This is a genomic window from Streptomyces sp. ASQP_92 (assembly GCF_025399895.1).
In the GTDB taxonomy this organism is placed as follows: domain Bacteria; phylum Actinomycetota; class Actinomycetes; order Streptomycetales; family Streptomycetaceae; genus Streptomyces.
Genome location: NZ_JAODUA010000001.1, coordinates 656856 through 682976, shown reverse-complemented (window position 1 = coordinate 682976; position 26121 = coordinate 656856). Strand labels below are relative to the sequence as shown.

26 protein-coding genes are annotated in these 26121 nt (G+C 72.3%); 14 read left to right on the top strand and 12 right to left on the bottom strand.

Annotated features, from left to right (window positions below; all coding sequences use genetic code 11):
• Positions 1–99 precede the first annotated feature (99 nt).
• Together N4G70_RS02940 and N4G70_RS02935 are read right to left on the bottom strand one after the other, a co-directional pair.
• Positions 100–1380, bottom strand: a complete 1281-nt coding sequence (locus N4G70_RS02940) for a deoxyguanosinetriphosphate triphosphohydrolase (protein ID WP_261710771.1) — start codon at positions 1378–1380, stop codon at positions 100–102.
• 19 nt (positions 1381–1399) lie between these two features.
• Entirely contained in the window at positions 1400–2203 is an 804-nt protein-coding gene (locus N4G70_RS02935) for a sirohydrochlorin chelatase (protein WP_261710770.1), read from the bottom strand.
• Positions 2204–2347: 144 nt separating this feature from the next.
• On the opposite strand from N4G70_RS02935, the gene N4G70_RS02930 reads away from it, so the two are divergent.
• Positions 2348–3055 carry a vancomycin high temperature exclusion protein gene (locus N4G70_RS02930; RefSeq protein WP_261710769.1) on the top strand — a complete coding sequence of 236 codons (708 nt, stop codon included), beginning with the start codon at positions 2348–2350 and terminating at the stop codon, positions 3053–3055.
• Positions 3056–3274: 219 nt separating this feature from the next.
• Positions 3275–5389: a molybdopterin oxidoreductase family protein gene (locus tag N4G70_RS02925; RefSeq protein WP_261710768.1), complete on the top strand. Its 2115-nt coding sequence runs from the start codon at positions 3275–3277 to the stop codon at positions 5387–5389.
• Here the strand turns inward: N4G70_RS02925 and N4G70_RS02920 are convergent.
• The 3 genes from N4G70_RS02920 to N4G70_RS02910 form a co-directional block, all read right to left on the bottom strand.
• Entirely contained in the window at positions 5343–5801 is a 459-nt protein-coding gene (locus N4G70_RS02920) for a gamma-glutamylcyclotransferase family protein (RefSeq protein WP_261710767.1), read from the bottom strand. The two genes, N4G70_RS02925 and N4G70_RS02920, sit on opposite strands and share 47 nt — an antisense overlap.
• Positions 5798–6127, bottom strand: coding sequence for a divalent-cation tolerance protein CutA (cutA, locus tag N4G70_RS02915; RefSeq protein WP_261710766.1), 330 nt, complete (start codon positions 6125–6127; stop codon positions 5798–5800). The genes N4G70_RS02920 and cutA overlap by 4 nt, the downstream gene beginning before the upstream one ends.
• A 300-nt stretch (positions 6128–6427) precedes the next feature.
• Positions 6428–7027 (bottom strand): NADPH-dependent FMN reductase, encoded by a 600-nt coding sequence (locus N4G70_RS02910; protein WP_261710765.1) that lies wholly within the window; start codon positions 7025–7027, stop codon positions 6428–6430.
• 71 nt (positions 7028–7098) lie between these two features.
• Here N4G70_RS02910 and N4G70_RS02905 point away from each other — a divergent pair, with 71 nt between their 5' ends.
• From N4G70_RS02905 to N4G70_RS02895, 3 genes are all read left to right on the top strand, one after another.
• The gene (locus N4G70_RS02905) at positions 7099–7887 is read left to right on the top strand and encodes an aminotransferase class IV (RefSeq protein WP_261710764.1); all 789 of its coding nucleotides are present in this window, start codon (positions 7099–7101) and stop codon (positions 7885–7887) included.
• A gap of 113 nt (positions 7888–8000) precedes the next feature.
• On the top strand, positions 8001–8705 hold the full coding sequence (locus N4G70_RS02900) for a hypothetical protein (RefSeq protein ID WP_261710763.1): 705 nt from the start codon (positions 8001–8003) through the stop codon (positions 8703–8705).
• A gap of 15 nt (positions 8706–8720) precedes the next feature.
• Positions 8721–9467, top strand: a complete 747-nt coding sequence (locus N4G70_RS02895; protein WP_261711351.1) for a class F sortase — start codon at positions 8721–8723, stop codon at positions 9465–9467.
• A 44-nt stretch (positions 9468–9511) separates the two neighbouring features.
• Here N4G70_RS02895 and N4G70_RS02890 read toward each other — a convergent pair whose 3' ends face one another.
• The 5 genes from N4G70_RS02890 to N4G70_RS02870 form a co-directional block, all read right to left on the bottom strand.
• Positions 9512–9709, bottom strand: a complete 198-nt coding sequence (locus N4G70_RS02890) for a hypothetical protein (protein ID WP_261710762.1) — start codon at positions 9707–9709, stop codon at positions 9512–9514.
• Positions 9710–9839: 130 nt separating this feature from the next.
• Positions 9840–11318 carry a ferredoxin reductase family protein gene (locus N4G70_RS02885; RefSeq protein ID WP_261710761.1) on the bottom strand — a complete coding sequence of 493 codons (1479 nt, stop codon included), beginning with the start codon at positions 11316–11318 and terminating at the stop codon, positions 9840–9842.
• 207 nt (positions 11319–11525) lie between these two features.
• On the bottom strand, positions 11526–12179 hold the full coding sequence (locus N4G70_RS02880) for a response regulator transcription factor (RefSeq protein WP_261710760.1): 654 nt from the start codon (positions 12177–12179) through the stop codon (positions 11526–11528).
• Positions 12180–12245: 66 nt separating this feature from the next.
• Positions 12246–13544: a sensor domain-containing protein gene (locus N4G70_RS02875; protein WP_261710759.1), complete on the bottom strand. Its 1299-nt coding sequence runs from the start codon at positions 13542–13544 to the stop codon at positions 12246–12248.
• Between the two features lie 26 nt (positions 13545–13570).
• The gene (locus tag N4G70_RS02870) at positions 13571–14221 is read right to left on the bottom strand and encodes a hypothetical protein (RefSeq protein WP_261710758.1); all 651 of its coding nucleotides are present in this window, start codon (positions 14219–14221) and stop codon (positions 13571–13573) included.
• 325 nt (positions 14222–14546) lie between these two features.
• Here N4G70_RS02870 and N4G70_RS02865 point away from each other — a divergent pair, with 325 nt between their 5' ends.
• From N4G70_RS02865 to N4G70_RS02840, 6 genes are all read left to right on the top strand, one after another.
• A complete protein-coding gene (locus N4G70_RS02865) occupies positions 14547–15719 on the top strand; it encodes an NAD(P)/FAD-dependent oxidoreductase (protein ID WP_261710757.1) in 1173 nt (390 codons plus the stop codon).
• 46 nt (positions 15720–15765) lie between these two features.
• Positions 15766–18234, top strand: coding sequence for a nitrite reductase large subunit NirB (gene nirB / locus N4G70_RS02860; protein WP_261711349.1), 2469 nt, complete (start codon positions 15766–15768; stop codon positions 18232–18234).
• The gene (gene nirD, locus N4G70_RS02855) at positions 18231–18569 is read left to right on the top strand and encodes a nitrite reductase small subunit NirD (protein WP_261710756.1); all 339 of its coding nucleotides are present in this window, start codon (positions 18231–18233) and stop codon (positions 18567–18569) included. The genes nirB and nirD overlap by 4 nt, the downstream gene beginning before the upstream one ends.
• Positions 18570–18578: 9 nt before the next feature.
• On the top strand, positions 18579–19163 hold the full coding sequence (locus tag N4G70_RS02850; protein WP_261710755.1) for a TetR/AcrR family transcriptional regulator: 585 nt from the start codon (positions 18579–18581) through the stop codon (positions 19161–19163).
• A 77-nt stretch (positions 19164–19240) separates the two neighbouring features.
• Positions 19241–20005, top strand: a complete 765-nt coding sequence (locus tag N4G70_RS02845) for an SDR family NAD(P)-dependent oxidoreductase (protein ID WP_261710754.1) — start codon at positions 19241–19243, stop codon at positions 20003–20005.
• 64 nt (positions 20006–20069) lie between these two features.
• On the top strand, positions 20070–20993 hold the full coding sequence (locus tag N4G70_RS02840; RefSeq protein ID WP_261710753.1) for an oxidoreductase: 924 nt from the start codon (positions 20070–20072) through the stop codon (positions 20991–20993).
• A gap of 22 nt (positions 20994–21015) precedes the next feature.
• Here the strand turns inward: N4G70_RS02840 and N4G70_RS02835 are convergent, their stop codons facing one another.
• The gene (locus N4G70_RS02835) at positions 21016–21420 is read right to left on the bottom strand and encodes a VOC family protein (RefSeq protein WP_261710752.1); all 405 of its coding nucleotides are present in this window, start codon (positions 21418–21420) and stop codon (positions 21016–21018) included.
• A gap of 253 nt (positions 21421–21673) precedes the next feature.
• Between N4G70_RS02835 and N4G70_RS02830 the strand changes: the two genes are divergently transcribed.
• Genes N4G70_RS02830 through N4G70_RS02820 form a run of 3 tightly spaced genes read left to right on the top strand, consistent with a single transcriptional unit; the run spans position 21674 to position 24812 of the window.
• Complete coding sequence (locus tag N4G70_RS02830; RefSeq protein WP_261710751.1) at positions 21674–22927, top strand: ABC transporter substrate-binding protein; 1254 nt, start codon at positions 21674–21676, stop codon at positions 22925–22927.
• A gap of 53 nt (positions 22928–22980) precedes the next feature.
• The gene (locus N4G70_RS02825) at positions 22981–23919 is read left to right on the top strand and encodes a carbohydrate ABC transporter permease (protein WP_261710750.1); all 939 of its coding nucleotides are present in this window, start codon (positions 22981–22983) and stop codon (positions 23917–23919) included.
• On the top strand, positions 23919–24812 hold the full coding sequence (locus N4G70_RS02820; RefSeq protein ID WP_261710749.1) for a carbohydrate ABC transporter permease: 894 nt from the start codon (positions 23919–23921) through the stop codon (positions 24810–24812). Before N4G70_RS02825 ends, N4G70_RS02820 begins: the two co-directional genes overlap by 1 nt.
• On the opposite strand, the gene N4G70_RS02815 is transcribed toward N4G70_RS02820, so the two are convergent.
• Positions 24770–25801 carry a helix-turn-helix transcriptional regulator gene (locus N4G70_RS02815; protein WP_261710748.1) on the bottom strand — a complete coding sequence of 344 codons (1032 nt, stop codon included), beginning with the start codon at positions 25799–25801 and terminating at the stop codon, positions 24770–24772. The genes N4G70_RS02820 and N4G70_RS02815 overlap by 43 nt on opposite strands.
• Positions 25802–26121: the final 320 nt, after the last annotated feature.

The following is a 26121-nucleotide window of genomic DNA, read 5'->3' as shown; positions in this document are numbered from 1 at the left end:
CTCGGTGCTTGCTGCGCGGCGCCGCCACCTGCGAGCGTCCCGCACGGAGCGTGATGGGGGAAGAGGGCTTGCTCCGTCGGGACGCGGGGACGGCCGGGATTACCGGTGGTGCACGGTGAGTCTGGAGTGCAGCGAACGGGCCGCCGCGTCGGTGAGCGAGGCGATCTGATCGACGATCACCCGCTTCCTCGTCCGCTCGTCGTCCGCCTCCTCGTACAGCGCCCGGAACTGCGGGTCGAGGCCCTCGGCGGGCGCCCGGGCGGTCAGCGCGTCCGCGAGCTCGGCCAGCACCACGCGCTGGTCGGCGCGGAGCCTCTCCTGCTCGTCGCGCTGCATCACATAGCGGTCGGCCACCGCCTTCAGCACGGCGCACTCGTTGCGGGCCGCGCGCGGCACCACCAGCTCCGCGCCGTACCGGGTCAGGTGCCCGGTGCCGAACGCGGCGCGCGTCGCGCCCTCGGCGGCCAGGCAGAACCGGCCGATGAGCTGGCTCGTGGCGTCCTTGAGACGGGCCTGCGAGACCGCCGAACCGTCGTAGCGGTGCGGCCACCACTCCTGCTCGATCAACCGCTCCAGGGCCTCGGCCAACTCCTGCGGGTCGGTGTCGTCCGGTACGTAGCGGCCGATGGCGACCCGCCAGATGTCGGCCCGCTCCGCCTCCGAGCGCAGCGCGCCCGGGTCGATGTGCCCGGCGTGCAGACCGTCCTCGAAGTCGTGGACCGAGTACGCCACGTCGTCGGACCAGTCCATCACCTGGGCCTCGAAGCACTTGCTGTAGGGCGTGGCGCCCTCCCTGACCCAGGCGAAGACCGGCAGGTCGTCCTCGTACACGCCGAACTTCACCGACGCCGGGTCGGTGGGGTGACCGCCGCGCGCCCAGGGGTACTTGGTCGCCGCGTCCAGCGCGGCCCGCGTGAGATTGAGGCCGACACTGACCGGTTTCCCGCTCTGCGCGGCACGTACGAAGCGTTTCGGTTCGAGCCGGGTCAGCAGGCGCAGCGACTGGGCGTTGCCCTCGAAGCCGCCGATGTCCTTGGCGAAGTCGTTGAGCGCCTGCTCGCCGTTGTGCCCGAACGGCGGGTGGCCCATGTCGTGGGCGAGACAGGCGGCTTCGACCAGATCGGGGTCGCAGCCGAGGGCGGCGCCCAGCTCGCGGCCCACCTGGGCGCACTCCAGCGAGTGCGTCAGGCGGGTGCGGGGGCTCGCGTCCCAGGCCTGACTCCGTGAGCCGGGCGTGACGACCTGGGTCTTGCCGGACAGACGGCGCAGCGCCCCCGAGTGCAGCACCCGCGCGCGGTCGCGCTGGAAGGCGGTGCGGCCGGGCCGCTTGTCGGGCTCGGCGGCCCAGCGTTCTGTGTCGGCCTCGGCGTAGAACTCCATGCACCGACAGTAAACGGAGTCACCGACAACTGGGCTCAAGGGTGCGTCGAGGCTCGCCCGGGACGCGGACGAACGCGGAGGTCACGGCGGTGTCGCCGAGGACCGGGGAATACGTCAACGCCTGTGCGTAGCGGTGCAGTACGAGCCGCGCCATGGCCGGATGCGCCCCCATGGGCGCCGCGGCGATCCACGGCGCCCGCGCCGCGCTCTGGGCCGCGAACCGTCCCGGCGCAGTGAAGTACGAGGCGATCGCGACCCGCCGCATCCCGCGTGCCGCGAAGGCGTCGAGTGCCTGGGGCACGGTGGGCGAGGCCGCGGAGGCGTACGCGGGCAGCACGGGCACCCCGCCGAGCCGCTCGCCGAGCAGCCGCGCCGTACGGCGGGTGTCGGCTGCCGATTGGGGATCGCGGGACCCGGCGGCGGCGAGGACGACCCCCGTGCCGCCCCCGCCGGGCCCGTCGAGATCCCAGCCCGCTTCGAGGAGCCGCCCGTACAGCGCCTCGACGAGCAGCGGATGCGGGCCGAGCGGGGCGGCGACACGGGCGGTCAGATGCCGGCCCGCCACGGCGAGGGTCCCGGGGATGTCGTGCTTGACGTGGTAACCGCGGCCGAGCAGCAGCGGTACGACGACGGCCTCGCCCCGCAGGTCGGCGAGGGTGTCGGCCAGCAGCGGACGGTTGATCTCGATGTGGCCGAGCCGTACGTCGAGATCCGGGCGCAGGGCACGGACCCGCTCCAGGAGCGCGGTGACCGTCCGCAGCGCGCCGGGATCGCGGCTGCCGTGCGCGACGGCGACGAGGGCGGGGCGGGCGGTGGTCGTCATGCGCCGATCCTGTCGTGTCCACGTTGCCGGGTCGTTGCGGGGCGGTGACGGGTGATTTCGGCGGCCTCACGCGCGAACGAACCGGGGCGACGCCTTTGGCGTCCCTCTTCTCGTCAACCGATGGAGATCACCACAGGGGGCCCCATGTCGCACCCGCGACTCGAACGGTCGCGCCTGCGGGTCGAGCGACCCCGGCTGCCGCGCACACGCGTCGGCAAACGGCGCCTGGTGCGGGGCGTCGTCGTCGCGTGCGTCCTCGCGCTCACGCCCGCGACCTGGTTGTACGCGAGCACCGGCGACCGGGTCGGCACGGTGGCCGACGCGCCGGCGGCCGGGGTCGCGGTCGTCTTCGGGGCCGGCCTGTGGGACGGAAAGCCCTCGCCGTATCTGGCCCACCGGCTGGACGCGGCCGTGGCGCTGTACCGGGCGGGCAAGGTGAAGGCCGTTCTGGTCACCGGCGACAACAGCCGCGCCACCTACGACGAGCCCGACGCCATGCGCGGCTACCTCGTGCGGCACGGGGTGCCGGACACGAGCGTGGTCAGTGATTTCGCGGGCTTCGACACCTGGGACTCGTGCGTACGGGCCAAGAAGATCTTCGGCGTGGACCGGGCCGTGCTGGTCAGCCAGGGATTCCACATCCGGCGTGCGGTGGCCCTGTGCGAGGCCGCGGGCGTGCGCTCCTATGGTGTCGGCGTGGACGCCGTGCACGATATGACCTGGTACTACGGTGGCGCCCGCGAGATCTTCGCCGCGAACAAGGCGCTGCTGGACGCCGTGTTCCGTCCGGACCCGACGTTTCTGGGCCCGAAGGAGCCGGGGGTGGGGCGGGCGCTGGCGGATGACAGATGACAGATGACAGACAGCAGGTGGCTCATGCCCCATGGCAGTCGCCGACCCTCAGCCGGCAGCCGGCAGCCGGTCACCGCCGCTCCCCCGCCCCCGAACGAACCCCGAGCCCCGGCCCCCACCCCTCCTCACCATGCCCCCTCCCCCACAATGAGCCCCCCGCCCCGGCGGCGTAACCCGAGGGCGGGGGCGGGCGTAACACGGTCGGCGCAGGCTGAGGGCATGCTCACCGATGCTCTCGCGCCCGCCCCCGTGACCGCCACCCACTGCCCGTACTGCTCGCTCCAGTGCGGCATGGGGCTGCGGGCGGCGAGTGACGCGGCGGGCGGTCTCGATGTGGTTCCGCGCGACTTCCCGGTGAACCGAGGCGCGCTGTGCGGCAAGGGCAGTACCGCGCCCGCCCTGCTCGCCCGGCCGCTGCGGCTGACCGAGCCGCTGATCCGGCGGCCCGCGTCCGGGCGGCTCGAACCGGCGGGCTGGGACGAGGCGTTGGCGCTGGTCGCCGAGCGGCTGGGCACCGTACGCCGCGACCACGGCGCCGACGCGGTCGGCGTGTTCGGCGGGGGCGGGCTGACCAATGAGAAGGCGTACGCGCTGGGGAAGTTCGCGCGGGTGGTGCTCGGCACCTCGCAGATCGACTACAACGGGCGGTTCTGCATGTCGTCGGCGGCCGCCGCGCATCAGAGGGCGTTCGGTGTCGACCGGGGGCTGCCGTTTCCGCTGGAGGACGTGGCGCGGACCGGGTGTGTGATCCTGACGGGCTCGAACATGGCCGAGACCATGCCCCCCGCCGTGCGCCACCTCCGTGAACTGCGCGAGAACGGCGGCACGTTGATCGTCGTCGATCCGCGCAGGACGAAGACGGCCGAGCTGGCGGATCTGCATCTCGCGCCCCGCCCCGGCACCGATCTGGCGCTCGCGCTGGGCCTGCTGCACCTCGTGGTGGCCCAGGGCCACGTCGACGAGGAGTTCGTGCGGGAGCGTACCGCCGGATGGGAGGCCGCGCGGGCGGCGGCGATGGCGCACTGGCCGGAGCTGGTGGAGAAGATCACCGGCGTTCCGGTTCCCCAGCTCCGGGCCGCCGTGGACCTGTTCTGCGGGGCGGCGGACGGCATGGTGCTGACCGCGCGCGGCGCCGAGCAGCACAGCACGGGCACGGACACGGTCGGCGCGTGGATCAACTTCTGTCTCGCGACGGGCCGGGCGGGCCGCCCGCTGTCCGGATACGGCTGTCTCACCGGCCAGGGCAACGGGCAGGGCGGCCGTGAACACGGCCAGAAGGCCGACCAGTTGCCGGGCTACCGCAAGCTGGTGGACCCGGCGGCGCGGGCCCATGTCGCCGGGGTGTGGGGGGTGGAGCCGGACTCGCTCCCGGGCCCCGGCCGCAGCGCCTACGAACTCCTCGACGCGCTGGGCGGCGAGGTCAAAGCGCTGCTCGTGATGGGGTCGAATCCGGTCGTGTCGGCGCCGCGCGCCGCGCATATCGAGGGCAGGCTGCGGGAGTTGGACTTCCTGGCCGTGGCGGACGTGGTGCTCTCGGAGACCGCCGCGCTCGCGGACGTGGTGCTGCCGGTGACCCAGTGGGCCGAGGAGACCGGCACGATGACCAATCTGGAGGGGCGGGTGCTGCTGCGGCGGGCCGCGATCACGCCCCCCGAGGGCGTACGCAGCGATCTGTACGTCCTCAACTCCCTTGCGGCGCGGCTCGGTTCCCCGGAGATGGCCAAGGGGTTCCCGGCCGATCCGGAGGAGGTGTTCGAGGAGTTGCGGCTGGCGTCGGCGGGCGGGGCCGCGGACTATTCGGGCATCAGCTACGCGCGGATCGAGGCGGAGGACGGGGTGTTCTGGCCGTGCCCGCGGGAGGGGCATCCGGGTACGCCCCGGTTGTTCCTCGACCGGTTCGCGACGGACGACGGGCGGGCCAGGTTCGTGGAGGTCTCCTACCGCGAGGTGGACGAGGAGACCGACGCCGCCTATCCGCTGGTGCTCACGACGGGCCGGGTGCTCGCCCAGTACCAGTCGGGCGCGCAGACGCGGCGGGTGCCCGCGCTCAACGCGGCGGCGCCCGGCGCGTTCGTCGAGATGCATCCGCTGCTCGCGGACCGGCTCGGGGTGGGTGACGGCGATCCGGTGACGGTGACCTCGCGTCGCGGGCGGGCCACGGCCCCGGCCCGGGTGACCGGCGCCATCCGGTCGGACACGGTGTTCATGCCGTTCCACTGGGCGGGCGAGGGCCGGGCCAACAACCTGACGAACCCGGCACTCGACCCGGTCTCGAAGATGCCCGCGTTCAAGGCCTGCGCGGTACGGGTGGAGCGGGCCGCGCCGGCCGGCTGAGCCAGTCGCCGCCGGGGATCAAGGCGCCGTGGGCCAGCAGCTCGCGGGTCAGGCGCGGGGCGGCCAGATAGACCCAGGACCGTATGGGCTGCCCGTCGACGACCGCCTCGCGCTCCAGGCGGTCGTAGACGTTGCGGGGATGGCCGGGGCCCGCGTACTCCTCCAACTCGTCCAGCGCGGCGAGGAGTTCGGGGTGCGCGTCGGGGCCGACCTCGATCAGGACGCCGGTGATCGTGCCGTTCCCGGCTATGGCGTAGGGGTAGCCGGGGCCGTCGTACAGGAGGGCGCCGGGCAGGAGCGCGGGGCGCTCGCGCAGGGTGCGGCCGCGCAGGAAGCGCTGGTGGTAGCGCTGGCCGGGGCGGAGCGTGCCGTACACGAAGAAGGGGAGCGGGGGCTCGGCGGCGGAGGTCATCGGGCGACCGTCTCGGCGGTGATCCAGGACAGATAGGCGGGGCTGCCGGCCACCACGGGGGTGGCGATGATCTCGGGGGTCTCGTAGTCGTGGGCGGCCAGGAGGTGGCGTTCGAGCGCCGGGTAGCGGGCGGCGGTGGTCTTGAAGAGGACCTGCCACTCCTGGGTGGTCTCGATGCCGCCGGCCCAGTGGTAGACGGAGGTGACGGGGCCCGCCACCTGCGCGCACGCCGCGAGGCGGGCCTCCACCGCGCCCCGGGCGAGCGCCGCCGCCTTGTCCTCGCTGTCGGTGGTCGTCTGCACGGTCAGCGTTTCGGCCGATGTCATGGCTTCCTTCCTCGGTCGTGCGGCCGGGTCCGGCCGGGACGGCGGGGGTCGTCCGGCCGGGACGTCGGTCCCGATCCTGCCGGACGGGGCGGGGCATACGCACGGCTGCTACCTGGTGTCGGCCACCAGCCCATGACGGCCAGGCTGCCGGGATACGGAAGGACGAGGCCACCGGCCCGTGACGGACGGGCTGCCGGGGTGCGGAAGGGCGAGGCCACCGGCCCGTTACGGACGGGCTGCCGGGGTGCGGAGGGGGGCCGCCGGGAGGCAGGGGCGCTGGAAGGCAGGGGCGCCGCTCGCTCAGCCGGCGTACGGCCGCACCGCCTTCGCCTGGCGCAGGGCCCGCGCCCACCACGCCACCTGGTCGAGCATCTTCTTCACGGCCGCGTCCGCCTGCGAGGGCTCCCGGTGACGGCCGTCCTCGTCGAAGAGGCCGTGCACATGCTGGAAGCTGACCGTGTCCCGCACCGTGACCGCGTGCAATTCGGCGAAGACCTGCCGCAACTGCTCCACCGCGCGCAGGCCCCCGGAGATCCCGCCGTACGAGACGAAGCCGACCGGCTTGGCCTGCCACGGCGCGAAGTGCCAGTCGATGAGGCTCTTGAGGGCGGCGGGGAAGGAGTGGTTGTACTCGGGGGTGATCACGACAAAGGCGTCGGCGCCCGCCAACTTGGGTGACACTACGGCCAGTTGGGCCTGCACGGCGGGCGAGGGATGGTGGGAGAGGGCGGTCGGCAGGTCGGTCTCGGCGAGGTCGAGCACCTCGATGGCGAAGCCCTCGTGCTCGCGGGCCCGGGCGAGGAACCAGTCGGCGACGACCGGGGCGAACCGGCCCTCGCGGTTGGAGGCGACGACGACGGTGAGCTGAAGAGCGGCCTGTTCGGCCGTGGCGATGTCCATGCCGAGAAGGATTCGACCTCAAGTCAACTTGAGGTCAAGCCCGGCCGGGCGGCCGAACTATCTTGTGCCGCATGACACTTCCGTACGTCGAGATCGACGGCCGCCCCGCCGATGCCGAGAACCTGCTCGTCCCCGCCCTGAGCGGCGGCTACGGCCACTTCACGGCGATGCAGGTACGGGACGGAAAAGTGCGCGGCCTCGCCCACCATCTGAGCCGGCTCGACCGGGCCAACCGCGAACTGTTCGGACCCGGCCTGGACGGCGAACGCGTCCGCTCGCTGATCGCCCGCGCCCTCGACGGCTTCGGGCACACCGACGCCTCGGTACGGGTCCAGGTGTACGGGCCGCCCGACGCGCCCACCCCCATGGTCGTCGTGAAGGGGCCCGCCGAGATGCCGTCCACCGCGCAGTCGCTGCTCTCGGTGCCCTATGAGCGGCCGGTCGCCCACATCAAACACCTCGGCGGCTTCGCCCAGGGCTACTACAGCCGGCTCGCCCGGCGCCAGGGGTTCACCGAGGCGCTCCTGACCGGCCCCGGCGGCGTCGTCGCGGAAGGCGCCATCACCAACATCGCCTTCTGGGACGGCACTTCGGTGGTCTGGCCCGACCGTCCCGCGCTGCTCGGCATCACCAAGGCGGTTCTCGACCCGCGGCTCGCGGCGTACGGCCTGAAGTCGGCGCGGCGCGAGGTGACCCTGGCCGGGCTCGACGCGTACAGCGCGGCGTTCGTCACCAACGTGCGGGGCATCGCGCCGGTGGGCCGGATCGACGAGCACGCGTTCGCGGTCGACGCGGAGCTGATGAAGGTGGTGTGGCGGGCGTTCGAGGAGGCCCCCTGGGATGTGATCGCCCCCGGGTGACGGTCACCCGTACGGCCCACCCCCTCACTCTTTCGTCCCCCTCCGACGGGCGGAGCGGCCCGTACGCCTCTTGGGTCGTAGGCAGAAGCACTTGCCGCGCCCCCGGAGGATCCATGCGTTCTGCCCGAATCCTGACCAGTGCGCTGCTGACGTCCACCGCCGTGCTGGGCCCGGCGGGTGCGCTCGCGTACGCCGACAGCCCGCCCGGCGGCTCCCCCGCATACGCGGAGAACGCGCCGGGCGGCGCGCTCGAACTGTGGCCGACGAGCGCCTCTCCGGGGACCACGGTGACCGCGAACACCACGGCCTGCGGGTCCTCGGGGCGCGCCACGGGTGACGCGAACGCGGTGGGCTCGGGCGACTTCCCCCTGACAACCTCCACGCACAAGGAAGTGCTGGCCGGGCAGTTCCAGGTCGCGTCCCCCACCAAGCCGGGCAGCTTCCCCATCCGCGTGAGCTGCGAGAACGGCAAGGTCGTCGAGGCCCGGCTCACGGTCACCGGCAAGAGCGATCATGAGCACGACCAGTGGACGAAGGACAAGCCGTGGGACCCGGGCGCCCAGCAGGGCCGCGACAAGGGGTGGGGCCACGACGACCAGCACGGCCGCGACAAGGGCTGGGGCCACGACGATCCGGCGGGCCGGGACAAGGCGTGGGAGGGCAACGACCCGCACGGGCATGTGAAGACCGGAGTCGGCGGCAGCATCGGCCCCGACACCACCGAGATCGCGGCGGGCGTGGCGGTACTGGCCGCGGCCGCCGTGGGCGGCACCTGGCTGCTGCGTCGCCGGGCGAGCGGCGCGCAGGGCCGGGGCTGACCGCCCTTGCCGGCCCTGGCCCCCGTCCCGCCCCGCGCCCCGGCCTCGGTCCCGGTCGCCCGGCGCAACGCGGGCTGGCTGGTGGTGGTCGCCGCGTTCGTGGGGCTCTGGCTGATCGAGCACGGCCTGGAGTCCGTGGAGCCGCCGCGGCCGTCGTCCGCCGAGGCGTTCGCGGGGGGCCCGGCGGCCGCCCGTGACGGCCTGGGCGCCTCTCCCCCGGCGGGGTCCGCCACCCGGGCCCGGCTCGAACTCCCGCCCCCCGACGGCCTCCTGCCCTCCCCGCCCGTGCGGATCAGGATCGCCTCGATCGGGGTGGACGCGCCGGTGATGGGCCTCGGGCTCGGCGCGGACCACAGCCTGGACGTGCCGCCTGCGGGGAGCACCCACAAGGTGGGCTGGTACAAGGACGGCACCGCGCCGGGCGTCCGGGGCACCGCCGTGCTGGCCGGCCACGTCGACGACTCCCGCGGACCCGCCGTGTTCTACGCGCTCGGCGCCCTGAGGAAGGGCACCCGGGTCGAGGTCTCCCGCGAGGACGGGCGGACCGCGGTCTTCGACGTCGACGCGGTCGAGGTGTACGAGAACGAGGCGTTCCCGGACTCCAAGGTGTACGGGCCCGCCGCGCGACCCGAACTGCGGCTGATCACCTGCGGCGGCGGCTTCTCGAAGAAGACCGGCTACCGGGGCAATGTGGTCGCCTTCGCCCACCTGACCGGAGTGATCGAGACCGCCCCGCCGGGACATCCGGCGGACGTCCACTGAGCCCGCCCCGCCCGACTGCCCCTCCTCTGTCGCCCTTTCCGTCCCTACTGCCTTCCGGACGCCTGGGCGAGGTCCGGGCCGGGGGCGGTGGGGGCCCGGTCGGGGGCGGGTGGCGCGGCCGGGGTGACGGTGACGGCCAGGAAAGTGGCCGCGAGGGCGCTGACGGCGGTGAGCCCCATGGCGAGCCGGCGCCGGGCGCGGTCGAGGGGAACGGGGGTGGCGCACTTGCGGTGTCGGGCCATGGTGCGGCGATTTCCTCGTGTTCTGAAGGACCCTTCACAGGGCTCGCTGGGCTGTGCGGGACGGGGTGTTCGGGACGGGGTGTTCGGGACCGGGTGTTCGGGGCGGCCGGCGCTCTCGGCGCGGCGGGTGTCAGAAGCTGAACCGCTCGGTGTGGATGTGCTGTTGGGGCACACCGGCCTTGACGAGCGAGGCGATCGCCGCGTCCGCCATGGGTCCGGGACCGCACAGATAGACGTCGTGTTCGGCCAGGCCGGGGACGAGATTGCGCAGTGCCTGCGGGGCGAGCGGGTCGAAGGACGCGTCGGAGGGCCCCAGCAGATAGTGCAGCGCGGCCCCGCGCCCGGCGGCGATGGCCTCCAGCTCGTCGCGCAGCACCAACTGTGCGGCGTTGCCGGCCCGGTAGAGCAGGGTGAGGTCACCGGGTGCCGCGGGCAGCGTCTCGAACAGGACCCGCATGGGCGTGATGCCGACGCCGCCCGCCACCAGCAGCACTTTGCGACGGGTGCGGCGGTGCGCGGTCATCGCGCCGAAGGGACCGCTCGCCAGCACCCGCGTACCGGGACGAAGCCGCCGCATCCGCCGGCTGTGGACACCGAGGGCCTTCACCGTGATCCGTACGGTGTCGTCCCTGACCGGCGCGGACAGCGAGAACGGCAACGAGGTGTACCAGAGCCTGCGCTGCACGAACCGCCAGCGCAGGAACTGCCCGGGTTCGGCGCGCAGCGCGTCGAGCCCGGCGCCGCGCATGACGACGGACACGACGTCCGGGCTCTCGTCGCGCACCTCGACCACCCGCAGACCGTGCCGCAGCGCCTGCCGTACCGGGACGATGCCCCGGTACCAGACGATCAGCACGGCGACCGTGGCGTGCAGCATCGCCCAGACCCACACGGTCGGCGGACCGGAGGCCACGTCGGGGCCGACGAGCTGGTGGGCGAAGGCGAGCGCGGCACCCAGATAGGTGAGGAAGTGCAGCGCGCGCCAGGTCTCCCGCGAGAGCCGCGCCCGGGCCGCCCGCACCGAGCTGACCCCGGCGACGCCCAGCGCGGCCGTGCCGAACGCGGCGGCCACAATGCCCGGGTAGCCGAGCAGTCGCGCGGCCGAACGCAGCAGATCGTTCCCGGTGTACGCGGCGTATCCACACAGCGCCAGCACCATGTGCGCGCCCACCAGGCTCAGGACGTAACGGCCACCCAGCGCGTGCCAACGCGCCAGCCGGTCGGCGCCCACCCCGTGTTCGACAGCCGGCACGCGCGCCATGAGCGACAGCATCACCAGGATTCCGTAGCCCGCGAGCAGCCCCGACAGATGGGCCCCGCTCGCGAACAGCGCGTCCAGCCGCGCGGAGGGCTCGGCCTGGCTCCCCCACAGCAGCCCCACGGCCCCCGCCCCGGCCACTATCCCGCGCCGCATCACCCGGGGCCGAACCCGCAGCGCCCCCACACCACCACCCGGCCACGCCCGATTCCCCTCTCCGGCCCCCTCGCGCGCAGGGACACTCCCCTGCTGCGACTGGTGCGACTGGTGCGACTGGTGCGACTGGTGCGCAAGATAGGCGGACAGCGCCGGGTAGGCGGCTAGTTGCGGGTCGGTGGCCTCGATCGTCACGCCCGGCAGCCTAGGTCGGCCCAGCGCCCCAAAGGCCCTGGTCAGAGCCGGACCGGGGATCCTTAAGGCGCCCTTGAGGAGGGGCTGACCGCCGATTAAGCCGACCGGGCGCCCCCCTCACTCGGCGACCGCTCCGGTGGCCGGAACGGGCCGGTGATCGACGATCTCCCCGCCGCCCGATCACGTCACGTCCACCACCCCCACCCCTCAGTTCACGTTCCGGTCCAGATAGCGCAGGACCGCCAGCACCCGCCGGTGGCCCGACTCCGAGGGCGGCAGGTCCAGCTTGGTGAAGATGTTCGCGATGTGTTTCTCCACCGCTCGCTCCGACACCCCGAACCCCTCGGCGATGGCGTGGTTGGTACGGCCCTCCGCCATCAGTCCGAGCACCTCGCGCTCGCGCGGGGTGAGCCCGTCGAGCGCGGCGGCCCGCCGGCTCGCCCCGAACAGCTGGGCCACCACCTCCGGGTCGAGGGCGGTACCACCCGCCGCGACCCGCTCCAGCGCGTTCACGAACTCCCCGATGTCCACGACGCGTTCCTTCAGCAAGTAGCCCACCCCCGCCCCGCCGTCCCCGATGAGCTGCGCCGCGTACGTGGTCTCCACGTACTGCGAGAAGATCAGCACCCCGGTGCCGGGTGCGGTGCGGCGGATCTGCACGGCCGCGCGCAGCCCTTCGTCCGTCTGCGTCGGCGGGAGCCGGATGTCCACCACCGCCGCGTCCGGACGGTGTTCGGCGACGGCCGCGAGCAGCGCCTGCGCGTCCTGGACCGCGGCCACCACCTCCACTCCCCTCATCTCCAGGAGCTGGACGAGTCCGTCGCGCAGGATCGAGGAGTCCTCGGCGATGACGACGCGCATGAATGACCCACCCTGCTCTCGGCGTTCGCACCGTTCCCCGTGCGCGGACCGCTCACCTTTTCACCCTCATCTGAAAGGCAGCAGCACGCTCACCACCGTAGGCCCTCCCGGTGGGCTGTCGCAGGTCAGCGAACCGTCGACGGTACGCACCCTCGCCCGCAGCCCCGCGAGGCCGCTGCCCGCGCCGACCACCGCTCCCCCGCGCCCGTTGTCCTCGACGGTGAGCAGCAGGATCTTCGCCGCCCCGTGCACGGTGACGCTCACCTCCGAAGCCCCGCTGTGCTTGGCCGCGTTGGTCAGGAGTTCCGCCGTGCAGAAGTAGGCGATGGACTCGATCGCGGGGCTCGGTCTCCCCTCGATCCCTCCACTGACCCGCACGGGGAGCGCGCTGTCGGCCGCGAGGGTGGCGAGCGCCGTCTGTAGCCCCTGGTCGAGCGCGGGAGGGTGGATGCCCTTGACCAGGTGCCGCAGATCGGCGACGGCCTGCTTGGCGTTGCCTTGTGCCGTCTCGACGGCCTTGAGGATCCTGTCCCGCTCCGCGCCGCCCGCCACCAGTTCGCGGATCATCGTGAGGTGCATGCCCAGGCCCACCAGGCGGGCCTGCGTCCCGTCGTGCAGGTCGCGTTCGATGCGGCGCAGGGTGGCCGCCGCGTCGTCGACGGCCTGGGCGCGGGTCTCCTCCAGGGTCCGAATGCGCTGGTCCGCGCGGTCCGGCCCGAGGAGGGCGGTGAGCAGCAGCCGGTGCGGGGTGAGCGCGTGCCGGATCAGCCACGGCGCCGCGTACAGGAGCAGCAGACCGGCGGCGAAGGGCAGCAACCACCGGGGCCAGCTGTCCAGTTCCACTCCTCCCACCTCCAGGCCCACATGCCGTACGGAGCCGTCGGACTCCCGGATCGTGAAGTAGTTCCAGCGCTTGAGTACGGGATACAGGGTCAGCAGCACCCCCTGCACCACGCCGAGGTACACGGCGAGCAGAGGCAGGAGCGCGGTCAGCGGGGCCGCCAGGGCGCAGCCCACCGCCCGCCAGCCGGGCCGCCCGCCCAGCACCGAGCGCCGCCAGCCGAACACCCCGCTCCCCTCCATCCGCTCCGGCGGCTCGATGCCCAGCCCCAACAGCCGCCGCGCCAGGGCTCGTTGCACGCCGCCCAGAAGCAGCGCCCCGTGGACCGCGGCGGCGACGAGCCAGAGGCCGAGCGCCGTCCACGACAGCACCGCGCCGACGAACAGGACCGCGAGGACCAGGGCCAGGCCGGCCAGTGCGAGCGGCAGCGCGATGAGCGAGTAGAGCGCGGCGCGGGCGACCTGGGCCGGCCGGTCGCGCCGGTGCATGAAGTCCCAGGAGCCCAAGAGGCGCAGGCGGTGCATGAGGATCAACCCTAGGGGCGCGCCGGTCAGAGCTGGTGGATCACGGGTATGGACAGGAGCACGCAGAACGCGGCCACGGCGAGGGCCACACCTGTCGCCCCGAACAGCCCGGCCCGGTCGGCACCGAGGAAACTCTTGACCAGGCGGGCCTGGAGCAGGGTGAACCCCCTCATCACCCAGGGCGTGATCAGCAGGAACGACACGCCGCCCGCTATGCCGTGCAGCGCCCACGCACCGGCCATGGTGGGGCCGCCCCACGCGCTCGTCGGGTCGCTGTCGGGCCGCAGCGGATAGGCCAGGTTGATGACGACGACGGTCCAGAAGTAGCCCGACACGACGAGGGCGGTCAGATTGAGCGGCACGCTGATCACGGCGTGGGCCAGGGCGAGCGGCCCGGTACGCCGGGGCTCGGCCACCTCCACGCCGAGCAGTCTCCGGGCGAGCCCCCGCTGGATCCGGCCCGCCGGGCCGCCGACCAGGGCTATGGGGACGCACAGGATGCCGAGGGGCAGAGCGAGCAGGAGATAGGAGAAGCGCCGCCATGTCGCGGCACGGAACGGCTCCTGGAGCACTGTCCGCCACGGTGCGAGGCCGCCCGGGGTCCGTGCGGGTCGGCGGTCCTGGCCGGGTGCGGGGGCGTCCGGGGTGGGTGCGGGATGTCGCTGGTCGAGGTCCATGCGTCAAGGCTCCCGCCCCCGCCCCGCCGTTTCGATCGTGCCAGCACGGAACTTCATGGTTCGGTTTACCCCACCCCACCCCACCCCGCATCGACCTCCGCCGGCCCCCACCGCCGTGCCTCGCCCTCACCGGCCCCCACCACCGCACCGCGACCTCACCGGCCCCCACGTCACCCAGCGCCACCACCCCCCTCCCCGGGGATCCCGCGAGGGCGCGACGGCGGCCCGGCCCTCACACCTCGCCCTCCGACCCGCTGAGCTCAAGGTTCCCCCGTGGAAATCGGCGGGATGCGGCCGGGTAACAGCCGTCGCGCACGCTGGGCACATGAGTACGGACATCGTGGTGATCGGCGGCGGCACAGCGGGTGCCCGCCTGGCCCGGCATGTCCCGGTGACCGTCATCGGCGAGGAGAGCCACGCCCCGTACAACCGGGTGCTCCTCGCGGAGGTCCTCGCCGGGCGGTACGGGCCCGAGGTGATCGCGCTGCCGCCGGTTCCGGTGCGGCGCGGGGTGCGGGCGGTGCGGATCGACCGCGCGGCGCGCAGGGTGCACTGCGACGACGGGAGCGCCGTCCCCTACGGCCGCCTCGTGCTCGCGACCGGCTCGAACCCGGTGCTGCCGCCGCTGCGGGGACTGCGCGAGGGACGGCTGCCCGAGGGCGTCCACCCCTTCCGCACGCTCGACGACGCCCTCGCGCTGCGCGAGAAGGCGCGCGCGGGCACGCGTGCGGTGGTCATCGGAGGCGGGCTGCTCGGCGTGATGGCCGCCCGGGCGCTCGCCGAGTGCGGAGCCCAGGTCGTCCTCGCCCAGCAGGGCGAGCGCCTGATGGAACGGCAACTGGACGCCGAGGCATCCCTGTTGGTCCGTGCCCATCTCGAACTCCTCGGCGTGGAGGTACACACCGAGTGCCGGGTGCGGGGCCTGACCGGCCCGGCCGGCACGGACGTCGAACTCGCCGACGGATTCGTCCTCGGCGCCGAACTCGTCGTCCTGGCCACCGGCGTGCGCCCCCGGACCGGGCTCGCGCTCGACGCCGGCCTCGACGTCCGCCAGGGCGTCGTCGTCGACGACGAGCTGCGCACCTCGGACCCGCACATCCACGCCGTGGGCGACTGCGCCGAGCACCGGGGAACGGTGTACGGGCTCGCGGGTCCGGCGCTCGAACAGGCCGACGCGCTGGGCGCGTTGCTCTCGACCGGGCGCGGCTCCTACTCCGGGACGCGCGGTCTGACCCGGCTCACCCTGGGCGGCCCGCGCCCGCTGGACCTCGCCGCCTTCGGCGAGCCCACACCGCGCCCCGGTGACGACGTGGCGCATCTCGCGGACGCGACCCGGGGCGCCTACCGCAAGGTCGTCGTGCGCGGCGATCGCCTGGTCGGGGGCGTACTCCTCGGCGATCTCGGGGCGGTCGGGGCGCTCGCCCGGACCTGGGAGGGCTACGAGCCCGTTCCGGACGCGCCCCTGCTCCACCTGCTCACCCACGACGGAGGTTCCTGACGTGTCCACCGAACACCTTTCCACCCTCGTGGTCATCGGCCACGGCATGGTCGGCCAGCGCTTCCTGGAGGCCCTCGCCGAGCGTGGCGCCACCGAGAGGACCCGGGTGGTGGTGCTGTGCGAGGAGCCCCGCCCCGCCTACGACCGGGTCCAGCTCACGTCCTACTTCCAGGGGAAGACGCCCGACGAACTCAGCCTCGTTCCCGACGACTTCATGGCGCGGTACGGGATCGAGCTGTACGTCGACGACCCCGCCGAGTCGGTCGACCGGGCCGCCCGCACGGTCACCGCGCGCTCGGGGCGGACCTTCGCCTACGACACGCTGGTGATGGCCACCGGCTCGTACCCGTTCGTGCCGCCCGTGCCCGGCAAGGACCTCCCCGGTTGTTTCGTCTACCGGACGATCGAGGACCTCCTGGCCATCGAGGCGTACGCGAAGACCGCGACGACCGGTGCGGTGGTGGGCGGCGGGCTGCTCGGACTGGAGGCGGCCGGAGCGCTCGACGGACTCGGACTGGCCACCCACATCGTGGAGTTCGCGCCCCGGCTGATGCCGGTGCAGGTCGACGAGGGCGGCGGCGCGGCCCTCCTGCGCACCATCGAGAACATGGGCCTCACCGTGCACACGGGGGTCGGCACCCAGGAGATCACGGCCGACGACGAGGGCCGCGTCAATGGAATGACCCTTTCTGACAGCTCTCATCTGTCGACCGATCTCGTGGTGTTCTCCGCCGGTGTCCGTCCGCGCGACCAGCTAGCCCGCGACTGCGGCCTCGACGTCGGCGAGCGCGGCGGCATCGTCGTCGACGAGCAGTGCCGCACCAGCGACCCCGCCGTGTTCGCGATCGGCGAGTGCGCCCTGGCCGCCGACGGCCGGGTCTACGGCCTGGTAGCGCCGGGGTACGACATGGCCGAGACGGCCGCCGACGCGATCGCCGCCGCCGGCTCCCGCGCCTTCTCGGGGGCCGATCTGTCGACGAAGCTGAAGCTGCTCGGCGTCGATGTGGCGTCGTTCGGCGACGCGCACGGCACGGCCGACGGCTGCCTGGACGTCGTCTACTCGGACTCGCGCTCCGGCGTCTACAAGAAGCTCGTGGTCTCCTCCGAGGGCGTGCTGCTTGGCGGCGTCCTGGTCGGCGACGCGGACGCGTACGGCATGCTGCGCCCGCTCACCGGGCACGTGCCGCCCGTCGCCCCCGAGCAGCTGGTGCTGCCGGCCGGGCTGGGCGCGCCCGCGGCGCTCGGCCCCGAGTCCCTGCCGGACGACGCCGTCATCTGCTCCTGCCACAACGTCACCAAGGGCGCGATCACCGCCTGCTCCTCGCTGCCCGAGGTCAAGAAGTGCACCAAGGCCGGTACGGGCTGCGGGAGTTGCGTCAAGACGATCGGCATGCTGCTCCCCAAGTCCGGCGACGGCGGCCTGTGCACCTGCTTCGCGCAGACCCGTCAGGAGCTGTACGAGATCGCCCTCGCGCTCCGCCTGACCTCGTTCACCGAGCTCCTCGACGGGTACGGCCGCGAGGCGGCGCGCGGCGGCGAGGGCTGCGAGACCTGCAAGCCGGCGATCGCCTCGATCCTGGCCGCCCTCGGCAACGGGCACATCCTCGACGGCGAGCAGGCCGCCCTCCAGGACACCAACGACCACTTCCTCGCCAACCTGCAGCGCAACGGCTCCTATTCGATCGTGCCGCGCATCCCGGGCGGCGAGATCACCCCCGACAAGCTCATCGTGATCGGCGAGGTGGCCCGGGACTTCGGTCTCTACACGAAGATCACCGGTGGCCAGCGCATCGACCTGTTCGGCGCGCGCGTCGACCAACTCCCCTCCATCTGGACCCGGTTGGTGGACGCCGGCTTCGAGTCCGGTCACGCGTACGGCAAGTCGTTGCGCACGGTCAAGTCATGTGTGGGACAGACCTGGTGCCGCTACGGAGTGCAGGACTCGGTGCGGATGGCGATCGATCTGGAGCTGCGCTACCGGGGTCTGCGCTCGCCGCACAAGCTGAAGTCGGCGGTATCCGGCTGCGCCCGCGAGTGCGCCGAGGCCCAGTCGAAGGACTTCGGTGTGATCGCCACGGCCAATGGCTGGAACCTGTACGTCGGCGGCAACGGCGGAGCGAGCCCGCGCCACGCCGATCTGCTGGCGCAGGACCTGACAGATGACGAACTTGTCCGTCTGATCGACAGGTTCCTGATGTTCTACATCCGCACCGCCGACCGCCTGGAGCGCACCTCCGTGTGGCTGGAGCGGATCGAGGGCGGCCTCGCCCACGTCAAGGACGTGGTGGTGAACGACTCGCTCGGCATCTGCGCCGAGCTGGAGGCCCTGATGGCCGCGCACGTGGCGGGCTACCGCGACGAGTGGGCCGAGACCCTCGACGACCCCGAGCGGCTCTCCCGCTTCGTGTCCTTCGTGAACGCGCCCGGCGCGCCCGACCCCTCGGTCCGGTTCGTTCCCGAGCGCGATCAGATCAAGCCCGAACTCCCCCTCCTCACCCTGGGAGCAACCCGATGACGATGGTCCAACTCAAGCTGGACGAAGGCTGGTTCGAGATCTGCGAGGCCGCCCGCCTCACCCCCGGGCGCGGGGTCGCGGCGCTGCTGCCCGACGGCCGCCAGGCCGCCGTCTTCGCCGACCGGCGCGGCCGGACGTACGCGATCGACAACCGCGACCCGTTCACCGGCGCCTATGTGCTCTCGCGCGGGCTGCTCGGCTCGACGCCGGAGGGCCGCCCCTATGTCGCCTCCCCGCTCCTCAAGCACCGCTTCGACCTGGAGACGGGAGCCTGCCTCGACGACGAGGCACAGGCCGTCCAGACGTACTTGACCGATCGTTCCAGTAAGTCGTAGCGTTCCGGTGTGGCCAGGACCAAGGAATTCGACCCGGACGCCGCACTTCAGTCGGCCCTGGAGCTGTTCTGGCGGCGCGGCTACGAGGCGACGTCGATGGCGGACCTCGTCGACCACCTCGGCATCGGCCGCGCCAGCATCTACGCGACGTTCGGCAACAAGCACGAGCTGTACCTCAAGGCGCTCGACCGCTACAGCGAGCACCACGACCCCCGGCTGCTGACCGAGCTTTCGGGCCCCGGCGCCGCACTGCCCGCCGTGCGCGGCGTGGTGCGGCGCTTCGCCGCCGAGTCGACGGCGAGCGGATCCCGCGCGGCCGGCTGCTTCCTCACCAACACCGCGGCCGAGCTGGGCCCGCACGACAGCGCCGCGGCCCGGCGGGTCGAGCGCGGCTGGGAGCACCTGGAGACGCTGCTGCACTCGGCGCTCGTGCGGGCGCAGGCACAGGGCGAGCTGGCACCCGGCCGCGATCCGCGCGGGCTCGCCCGGATGCTGCTCGTCTTCCTCCAGGGGGTACGGGTCGTCGGCAAGGCGTCCGATGAGCCGCGCCGCGTACGGGATGCCACCGAACAGATTCTGACCATCCTCGACTGACACCTGCCATCAGCGGACGGCGGGATCACTCGCACGTCCTCATAACAGAACGATTGGTCAAGAATATGCAGGCCCCCATGCAGGCCCGTTTCGCGCACAAGACCGTTCTCGTCACCGGCGCCGGCTCCGGCCTCGGCCGTGCCGTGGCCCTCGCCTTCGCCGCCGAGGGGGCCCGGGTCGCCGTCGCCGGCCGTACGGCCGCGTCCCTCGACGAGACGGCCGCACTGATCACGCGGGCGGGTGGCACGGCGGCCGCGTTCGTCGCCGATGTCTCCAGCCCCCCGGCCGTACGCGCCCTGGTGGCCGGAGTGGCCGAGCGGTACGGCTCCCTCGATGTCGCGGTCAACAACGCCGGCGTCTTCCGCGGTGGCACGCCCCTCGTCGAGCTGTCGGAGGACGACTGGCAGACATTGATATCCGTCAACGTCACCGGCGTATTCCATGCCCTCCAGGCCGAGATCGCCCGGATGCGCACCCAGCCGTCCGGCGGCGCCATCGTCAACATCGCCTCCAACCTGGGCGCCCACAGCAGGCGCCCGGGGCTTGCCGCGTACGCCGCGTCCAAGGCCGCCGTCAGCGCGCTCACCAGGGGCGCCGCGCTCGACCACATTCGGGACGGGGTGCGGATCAACGCGGTGAGCCCGGGCCCCCTCGACACCACCATGTCGCTGCGCCCCGGCGAGAGCGAGGCGGATCGGGCGGCCCGGATGAAGGAGAACCAGCCGCTCGGCCGGGTCTCGACCACCGCGGAAGCCGCCGCGGCCGTGCTGTACCTGGCCTCCGACGACGCCGCCTCGGTCGTCGGTACGGATTTCGTCATCGACGGCGGCGCCTCCGCCTGACCCTCCGGGGTGCCCCTCCCGCCACGCCCTGCCCACTCGGCATACCGACCGGTACGGTGGGAGCATGACACAGGGGTGGAGTGCTCAGGACATACCCGACCAGGGCGGCCGCACGGCGGTCGTCACCGGGGCGAACAGCGGCATCGGCCTGGTCGCGGCCCGGGAGCTGGCTCGCAGGGGCGCGCGCGTGGTGCTCGCCTGCCGCAGCGAAGCGCGCGGACGGCAGGCCGAGGCGCGCGTCAGGGACGAAGTCCCGGGTGCCGAGGCCGAGTTCCGGCGGCTCGACCTCGCCGATCTGTCCTCGGTCCGGGACTTCGCGGCGACGTTTCCGTACGAGCGGCTCGATCTGCTCATCAACAACGCGGGCGTGATGGCACTCCCCTACGGCAGGACGGCCGACGGGTTCGAGACACAGTTCGGCGTCAACCACCTCGGCCACTTCGCGCTCACCGGGCTGCTGCTGCCGCGGCTGCGGGCGGCCGGGGCCGCGCGGGTGGTGAGCGTGTCCAGCGGGATGCACGCGCTGGCCAACATCGACCTTCGTGATCTCAACAGCGAGCGGGGTTACCGCCGTTGGGTGGCCTACGGGCGGTCCAAGACGGCGAACCTGTTGTTCATCCACGAGTTCGCGCGCCGGCTGCGAGCGGCCGGCTCGGACGTCGTCGCGGCGGCGGCGCACCCCGGCTATGCCGCGACCAACCTCCAGACGCAGGGCGTGCGCATGGAGGGCCGCAGGCGAGCCGAGCGGGTGGTCGCCCTCGGCAACCGTGTCCTGGCGCAGCCCGCCGAGGACGGCGCGCTGCCCACGCTGTACGCGGCGACCGCGCCGGGGGTGGGGCCCGACTCGTTCACGGGCCCGTCCCTGATGATGTGGCGCGGCGCGCCCGCCAGGTCCTGGCGGGCGAAGTGGACGCTGAACGACGTCGCGGGTGAGCGGCTCTGGGAGGCCTCGGAGCGGCTCACCTCGGTGACGTACGACCTGCCCTGAGGGCTCCGGCCCCAGGTTCGGCTCAGGCGGCGACGGCGGCCGGGTCCATGTACATGACCTCCCAGTGGTGGCCGTCGGGGTCCAGGAACGAGCGGCCGTACATGGGGCCCTGCTCCATCGTGTCCTGGGCGGGCGAGCCGCCGGAGGCGAGGGCGGTGTCGACCAGGCGGTCCACCTCCTCGCGGCTGTCCGCGCTCAGGCAGACGATCGACTCGACGGTGGTCGCGGTGTCGGCGATCTGGCGGCTCGTGAAGCCCTTGAAGAACGGCTCGGTCAGGAGCATGGCGTAGATCGTCTCGCTGATGACCAGGCACCCCGCGTTCTCGTCGGTGAACTGGGGGTTGAAGGAGTAGCCCAGCTTGCCGAAGAAGTCCTTCGAGCGGTCCAGGTCCTTGACCGGCAGATTGACGAAGATCATGGTGGGCATGTCGTGCTCCCTCGTGGGCTGTGGTGTCGCTTACGTAGGGGTAGACGGCGGCCCCCACGAAAACTCATCGCCGCACCGCGATTATTTTTTCGACGGCGGCAGAGTGCCCCCGTCCGGCCCCGGGCCGGGGCCCAGGGCGCAGTCCGGCCGCGCCCGGCCCGGTCGACACACCGGCGCAATACCCCTGTCGTAATCCCCCTGCATGGTTGATCGTTGAGCCGTACAGCGGAATGACGAACAGGGGGCGTACGCCATGACGATCAGCCGCCGGACACTGCTCGGCACCGGGGCCGCACTCGGCCTGCTCACCGCCTGTGGCTCCAACTCGGGCCGGGACAAGGGAGGTTCTGCGGACGGGAAGGTCGCCCTCGACCACTGGTACCACCAGTACGGGGAGGCCGGGACGGAGGCCGCGGTGCGCCGCTACGCGGCCGCGTACGGCCGGGCGAAGGTCGCCGTGCAGTGGCGGCCCGGTGCCTATGACCAGCAGACCGCCGCCGCGCTGCTCACCTCGTCGGGGCCGGACGTCTTCGAGGTCAACGGGCCGACCCTGGACCAGATCCAGGGGGGCCAGGTCGCCGATCTCACCGCGCTGCTCGACGGGGTGAAGGACGACTTCAACCCCGCCGTCCTCGCCCCCAAGACCTACGACGGCAGGATCTGGGGCATCCCCCAGGTCGTCGATACCCAGTTCCTCTTCTACCGCAAGAGCCTGCTGGCCCAGGCCGGCGTCCAGCCGCCGACCACGCTCGACCAACTCCTCGACGCAGCAAGGGCGTTGACCCGGAACACGGTCAAGGGCCTCTTCCTCGGCAACGACGGCGGGGCCGGTGTCCTCGGCGGTACGCCCCTGTACGCGGCCGGGCTCAGCCTGGTCGGCGCCGACGGCAGGGCCGGCTTCGACGACCCGGCCGCCGCGCGCACCCTCGGCAAGCTGCACCGGCTGTACGCCGACAAGTCGCTGCTGCTCGGCGCCCCCTCGGACTGGTCGGACCCCTCGGCGTTCATCCAGGGCCTCACCGCGATGCAATGGTCCGGGCTGTGGGCGCTGCCCGCCGTGCACAAGGCGCTCGGCGACGATTTCGGGGTGCTGCCGTTCCCCAAGGACGGGCCGGCCGGGAAGCCGTCGGTGCCGGTCGGGGCGTACGCGGCCGCGGTGTCCACCCGCTCGAAGCACCAGGCGGAGGCGAAGGAGTATGTGAAGTGGCTGTGGGTGGAACAGGCCGATTTCCAGACGGACTTCGCGCTCTCCTATGGTTTCCACATCCCGGCCCGGCTCTCGCTCGCCAAGAAGGCGGCCAAGCTGCGCGAGGGCGCGGCGGCGGACGCGGTGGCGTATGCGACGGACCACGGGTACGCCCAGCCGCTGCTGTGGACGCCGGTGCTCCAGACCGCCTACCAGGACGCGCTGAACCGGATCATCAAGGACGGGGCCAACCCTGATGGCGAGCTGAAGGCGGTCGTCCGCAAGACGAACGAGGAGCTTCAGCGGGTGAAGAGGCGCTGAGGGTGGGGTGGTTGGGGGGCGGTGGTCGCGGGATGACCGGCGTCGGACGACGGATGACGGATGACAGGGAGGCGCTGACAAACGTGCGACGACGGATTTCGGACAACACCCTCTGGTTCTGGATCTTCGTCGGCCCCTTCGCCGCCGGCCTCGCCCTCTTCACCTACGTCCCGCTCCTCTGGAGTGTCTACCTCAGCTTCTTCGACGCCCACAACACGGTCTCCCCCACCGACTTCGTGGGCTTCGGCAATTACACGGCGATGCTGCGCGACGGCGCGTTCACCTCCAGTCTGGGCACGTTCGCGGTGTTCTCGCTGTTCATTGTTCCGGCGACCTACGCGCTCGCGCTCGCCCTCGCGCTCATGGTGAACCGGCTCCGCCGCTTCCAGGCGTTCTTCCGCTCGGTCTTCTTCCTGCCCGCGGCGTGCTCGTACGTCGTCGCCGCGCTGATCTGGAAGTTGTCGATCTTCAACGGGGTGCGGTTCGGCCTGGCGAACACCGTGCTGGGCTGGTTCGGCGCCGATCAGACGGCCTGGCTGTCGACGACCCATCCGCCCTGGTACTGGCTGGTCATCGTGACCGTACGGCTGTGGCTCCAGGCCGGGTTCTACATGATCCTCTTCCTGGCGGGGCTCCAGCGGATCAGTCCGCGTCTGTACGAGGCGGCGGCCGTGGACGGTGCCCGGCCCGGCTGGCAGGTGTTCCGGCACATCACCTTCCCCCAGCTTCGGACCACCTCGGTCGCGGTGGTGCTGCTTTTGGTGATCAACGCGTTCCAGGCGTTCGACGAGTTCTACAACCTGCTCTCGGACGCCCGCGGCTATCCGCCCTACGCCCGGCCGCCGCTGGTCTATCTCTACTACACCGCCCTCGGCCAGGGGCAGAACCTGGGGATGGGCAGCGCGGGCGCGGTGATCCTCGCGTTGATCATCGCGGTGGTGACGGTGTTCCAGGCCCGCTGGTTCGGTCTGGGCGGGAAGGAGGCCGACTGATGACCGTGCCCCGTGCCACCGGCGGCGGTGGCGGCAAGAGGCCCGCCGGGAGCCGGCCCGAGGAGTCGCTGCTGCGGGTCGGGCGCGCGCTGCGGCTGGTGATCCTGGCCGCCCTCGCGCTGCTCTTCCTGGTCCCGTTCTACCTGCTGGTGCGCAACGGCCTGTCGGCCGAGCCGGACATCACCTCGCCCGGCTGGACGTTCTTCCCGTCCACCCTGCACTGGTCGAACGTGGCCGAGCTCTTCGCCGACCCGGCGGTGCCGATGGCGCGCTCGCTGCTCAACTCGGCGCTCATCGCCGTCGCCACGACGCTTGGGACGCTGCTGTTGGCCTCGCTCGCCGGGTACGGCCTGGCGCGCATCCCGTACCGGTTCGCCAACCAGGTCTTCTACGCGGTGATCGGCACGTTGATGGTTCCTTCGGCGGTCACGTTCGTACCAAGTTTCGTTCTTGTTTCGTCCCTCGGGTGGGTGTCGAGCTTGCGCGGGCTGATCGTGCCCACCCTGTTCTCCGGGTTCGCGTGCTTCGTCTTCCGCCAGTTCTTCACGGGATTTCCACGAGAGTTGGAGGATGCGGCGCGCGTCGACGGACTTGGATATTGGCGTACGTACTGGAGGATCGTCGTGCCCAATGCGCGTCCGGTCTTCGCGGCGGTCGGCACGATTGTGTTCATCGGCGCCTGGAATTCCTTTCTGTGGCCGCTGGTCATCGGCCAGGACCGGGACGCCTGGACGGTACAGGTGGCGCTCTCGACGTTCACCACCGCCCAAGTGGTGAACCTGCACGAGCTGTTCGTGGCGGCGGCCGTCTCCATCGTCCCGCTGGTCCTGGTCTTCCTGCTGCTCCAGCGCTACATCGTGGCGGGCGTGGAGCGCTCGGGGATCGACGACTGACGCGGCCTCGGGACGCGGGGGGTGCCGCCGCACAGCAGGGCGGAGCCGAGTGGGGTGAGGGTGTGCAGGACGGAGTTGCCGTGCCGGAGCGTGACGAGGAGGCCGGCGTCGCGCAGGACTCCGGCGTGCTGGCTGGCGGAGGCGAGGGACACGCCTGCCCTGCGGGCGAGTTCGCTGGTGGTGCAGCCGTTGCCGATGGACTGGAGCACGCTGGAGCGGGTGTGTCCGACGAGTCGGCCGAGTGAGGCGCCGCGGTCGGGGCCCGGCGGGGATTCGTAGGGGGCCTGGGTGTGGGTGACGGGGTAGACGAGGACCGGGGGCAGGGTCGGGTCCTGGAGGGCGACGGGGGTGCGGCGGCAGAAGAACGAGGGCTGGAGGAGCAACCCCCGCCCGCCCAGGTGGAGTTCGCGGTCCACCGGGTAGTCGGCTTCGAGGACGGGGGCGCGCCAGCGCAGCATGGGCGGGAGTGAGGCGAGGAGTTCGTCGGCGCCGCCGTCGAGGAAGGCGCGGCCGCGGGTGGCGCGGTCGGCGTCGACGCGGGTCTGTATGTGGGCCCAGTACGGGGAGACGGACGCTTGGTGGTAGGCGTTCAACGCGTCGGCGAGGCGGCCGAGTTGGGTGGTGCAGCCGTCGGCGAGGGAGGCGGCCCAGCCGGTGGTGGGCCGGCCGCCGGGGAGCCGGGAGAGTTCGGCGCCGAGCCGCTCGGGCGCGGTCTCGCGAATTCGTTCGAGGCCGGCTTCGAGGGAATGCGGTCCCTCGGGCGGCGTGAGAAAGTCGGGGAAATATCCTCGGCATGGGACGATTGCGGAGAGCAATCGTGTTTCTCCGCTCAGCCGGCCGCGAGTTTCCTGTCGCCATTCACCGAATACCGAGGAACCCCTGCGGTCCCTCAAACGGTGAAAGCTGAGAATCGTTTCCCACAGCGTGTCGGGACCCGGCGCCATACGGAGCCGGGCCAGATCCTCGCCGGTGAAATGAATGCGCAGCACCGAAACCCCACCTGTCCGCTGTGGTGCAACCTGTTGCCTCGTGTTGCACCCGCAATTGATCCCCCGATCGACTCGACTGAGTATGCCGCCCGTCACTGCCCGTGACCACGGGCCTTTCAGCCACAGTTGAAAGGCCTCGCGGAAGGGGTGCCGGGGACGAAAGGCTGTACCTCGTCGGGCACGACACCGGGCCGACCGGAAAGATTCTGCGAAGACCGTGGGGGGCTTCACAGTGTCTGGCGGCGGTGGGCGTAGGTGGCGGCTCCGTGCTCGACGCGGTTGACAGAGTGCGGTTCACGGGTGGGGATCCGTGAACCGCA

Bases quoted from the DNA above. Each gene is read 5' to 3' on its own strand.
- N4G70_RS02940 (WP_261710771.1), bottom strand. From the start codon at position 1,380: ATGGAGTTCTACGCCGAGGCCGACACAGAACGCTGGGCCGCCGAGCCC.
- N4G70_RS02935 (WP_261710770.1), bottom strand. From the start codon at position 2,203: ATGACGACCACCGCCCGCCCCGCCCTCGTCGCCGTCGCGCACGGCAGC.
- N4G70_RS02930 (WP_261710769.1), top strand. From the start codon at position 2,348: ATGTCGCACCCGCGACTCGAACGGTCGCGCCTGCGGGTCGAGCGACCC.
- N4G70_RS02925 (WP_261710768.1), top strand. From the start codon at position 3,275: ATGCTCACCGATGCTCTCGCGCCCGCCCCCGTGACCGCCACCCACTGC.
- N4G70_RS02920 (WP_261710767.1), bottom strand. From the start codon at position 5,801: ATGACCTCCGCCGCCGAGCCCCCGCTCCCCTTCTTCGTGTACGGCACG.
- cutA (WP_261710766.1), bottom strand. From the start codon at position 6,127: ATGACATCGGCCGAAACGCTGACCGTGCAGACGACCACCGACAGCGAG.
- N4G70_RS02910 (WP_261710765.1), bottom strand. From the start codon at position 7,027: ATGGACATCGCCACGGCCGAACAGGCCGCTCTTCAGCTCACCGTCGTC.
- N4G70_RS02905 (WP_261710764.1), top strand. From the start codon at position 7,099: ATGACACTTCCGTACGTCGAGATCGACGGCCGCCCCGCCGATGCCGAG.
- N4G70_RS02900 (WP_261710763.1), top strand. From the start codon at position 8,001: ATGCGTTCTGCCCGAATCCTGACCAGTGCGCTGCTGACGTCCACCGCC.
- N4G70_RS02890 (WP_261710762.1), bottom strand. From the start codon at position 9,709: ATGGCCCGACACCGCAAGTGCGCCACCCCCGTTCCCCTCGACCGCGCC.
- N4G70_RS02880 (WP_261710760.1), bottom strand. From the start codon at position 12,179: ATGCGCGTCGTCATCGCCGAGGACTCCTCGATCCTGCGCGACGGACTC.
- N4G70_RS02875 (WP_261710759.1), bottom strand. From the start codon at position 13,544: ATGCACCGCCTGCGCCTCTTGGGCTCCTGGGACTTCATGCACCGGCGC.
- N4G70_RS02870 (WP_261710758.1), bottom strand. From the start codon at position 14,221: ATGGACCTCGACCAGCGACATCCCGCACCCACCCCGGACGCCCCCGCA.
- N4G70_RS02865 (WP_261710757.1), top strand. From the start codon at position 14,547: ATGAGTACGGACATCGTGGTGATCGGCGGCGGCACAGCGGGTGCCCGC.
- nirB (WP_261711349.1), top strand. From the start codon at position 15,766: ATGGTCGGCCAGCGCTTCCTGGAGGCCCTCGCCGAGCGTGGCGCCACC.
- nirD (WP_261710756.1), top strand. From the start codon at position 18,231: ATGACGATGGTCCAACTCAAGCTGGACGAAGGCTGGTTCGAGATCTGC.
- N4G70_RS02845 (WP_261710754.1), top strand. From the start codon at position 19,241: ATGCAGGCCCGTTTCGCGCACAAGACCGTTCTCGTCACCGGCGCCGGC.
- N4G70_RS02840 (WP_261710753.1), top strand. From the start codon at position 20,070: ATGACACAGGGGTGGAGTGCTCAGGACATACCCGACCAGGGCGGCCGC.
- N4G70_RS02835 (WP_261710752.1), bottom strand. From the start codon at position 21,420: ATGCCCACCATGATCTTCGTCAATCTGCCGGTCAAGGACCTGGACCGC.
- N4G70_RS02830 (WP_261710751.1), top strand. From the start codon at position 21,674: ATGACGATCAGCCGCCGGACACTGCTCGGCACCGGGGCCGCACTCGGC.
- N4G70_RS02825 (WP_261710750.1), top strand. From the start codon at position 22,981: ATGACGGATGACAGGGAGGCGCTGACAAACGTGCGACGACGGATTTCG.
- N4G70_RS02820 (WP_261710749.1), top strand. From the start codon at position 23,919: ATGACCGTGCCCCGTGCCACCGGCGGCGGTGGCGGCAAGAGGCCCGCC.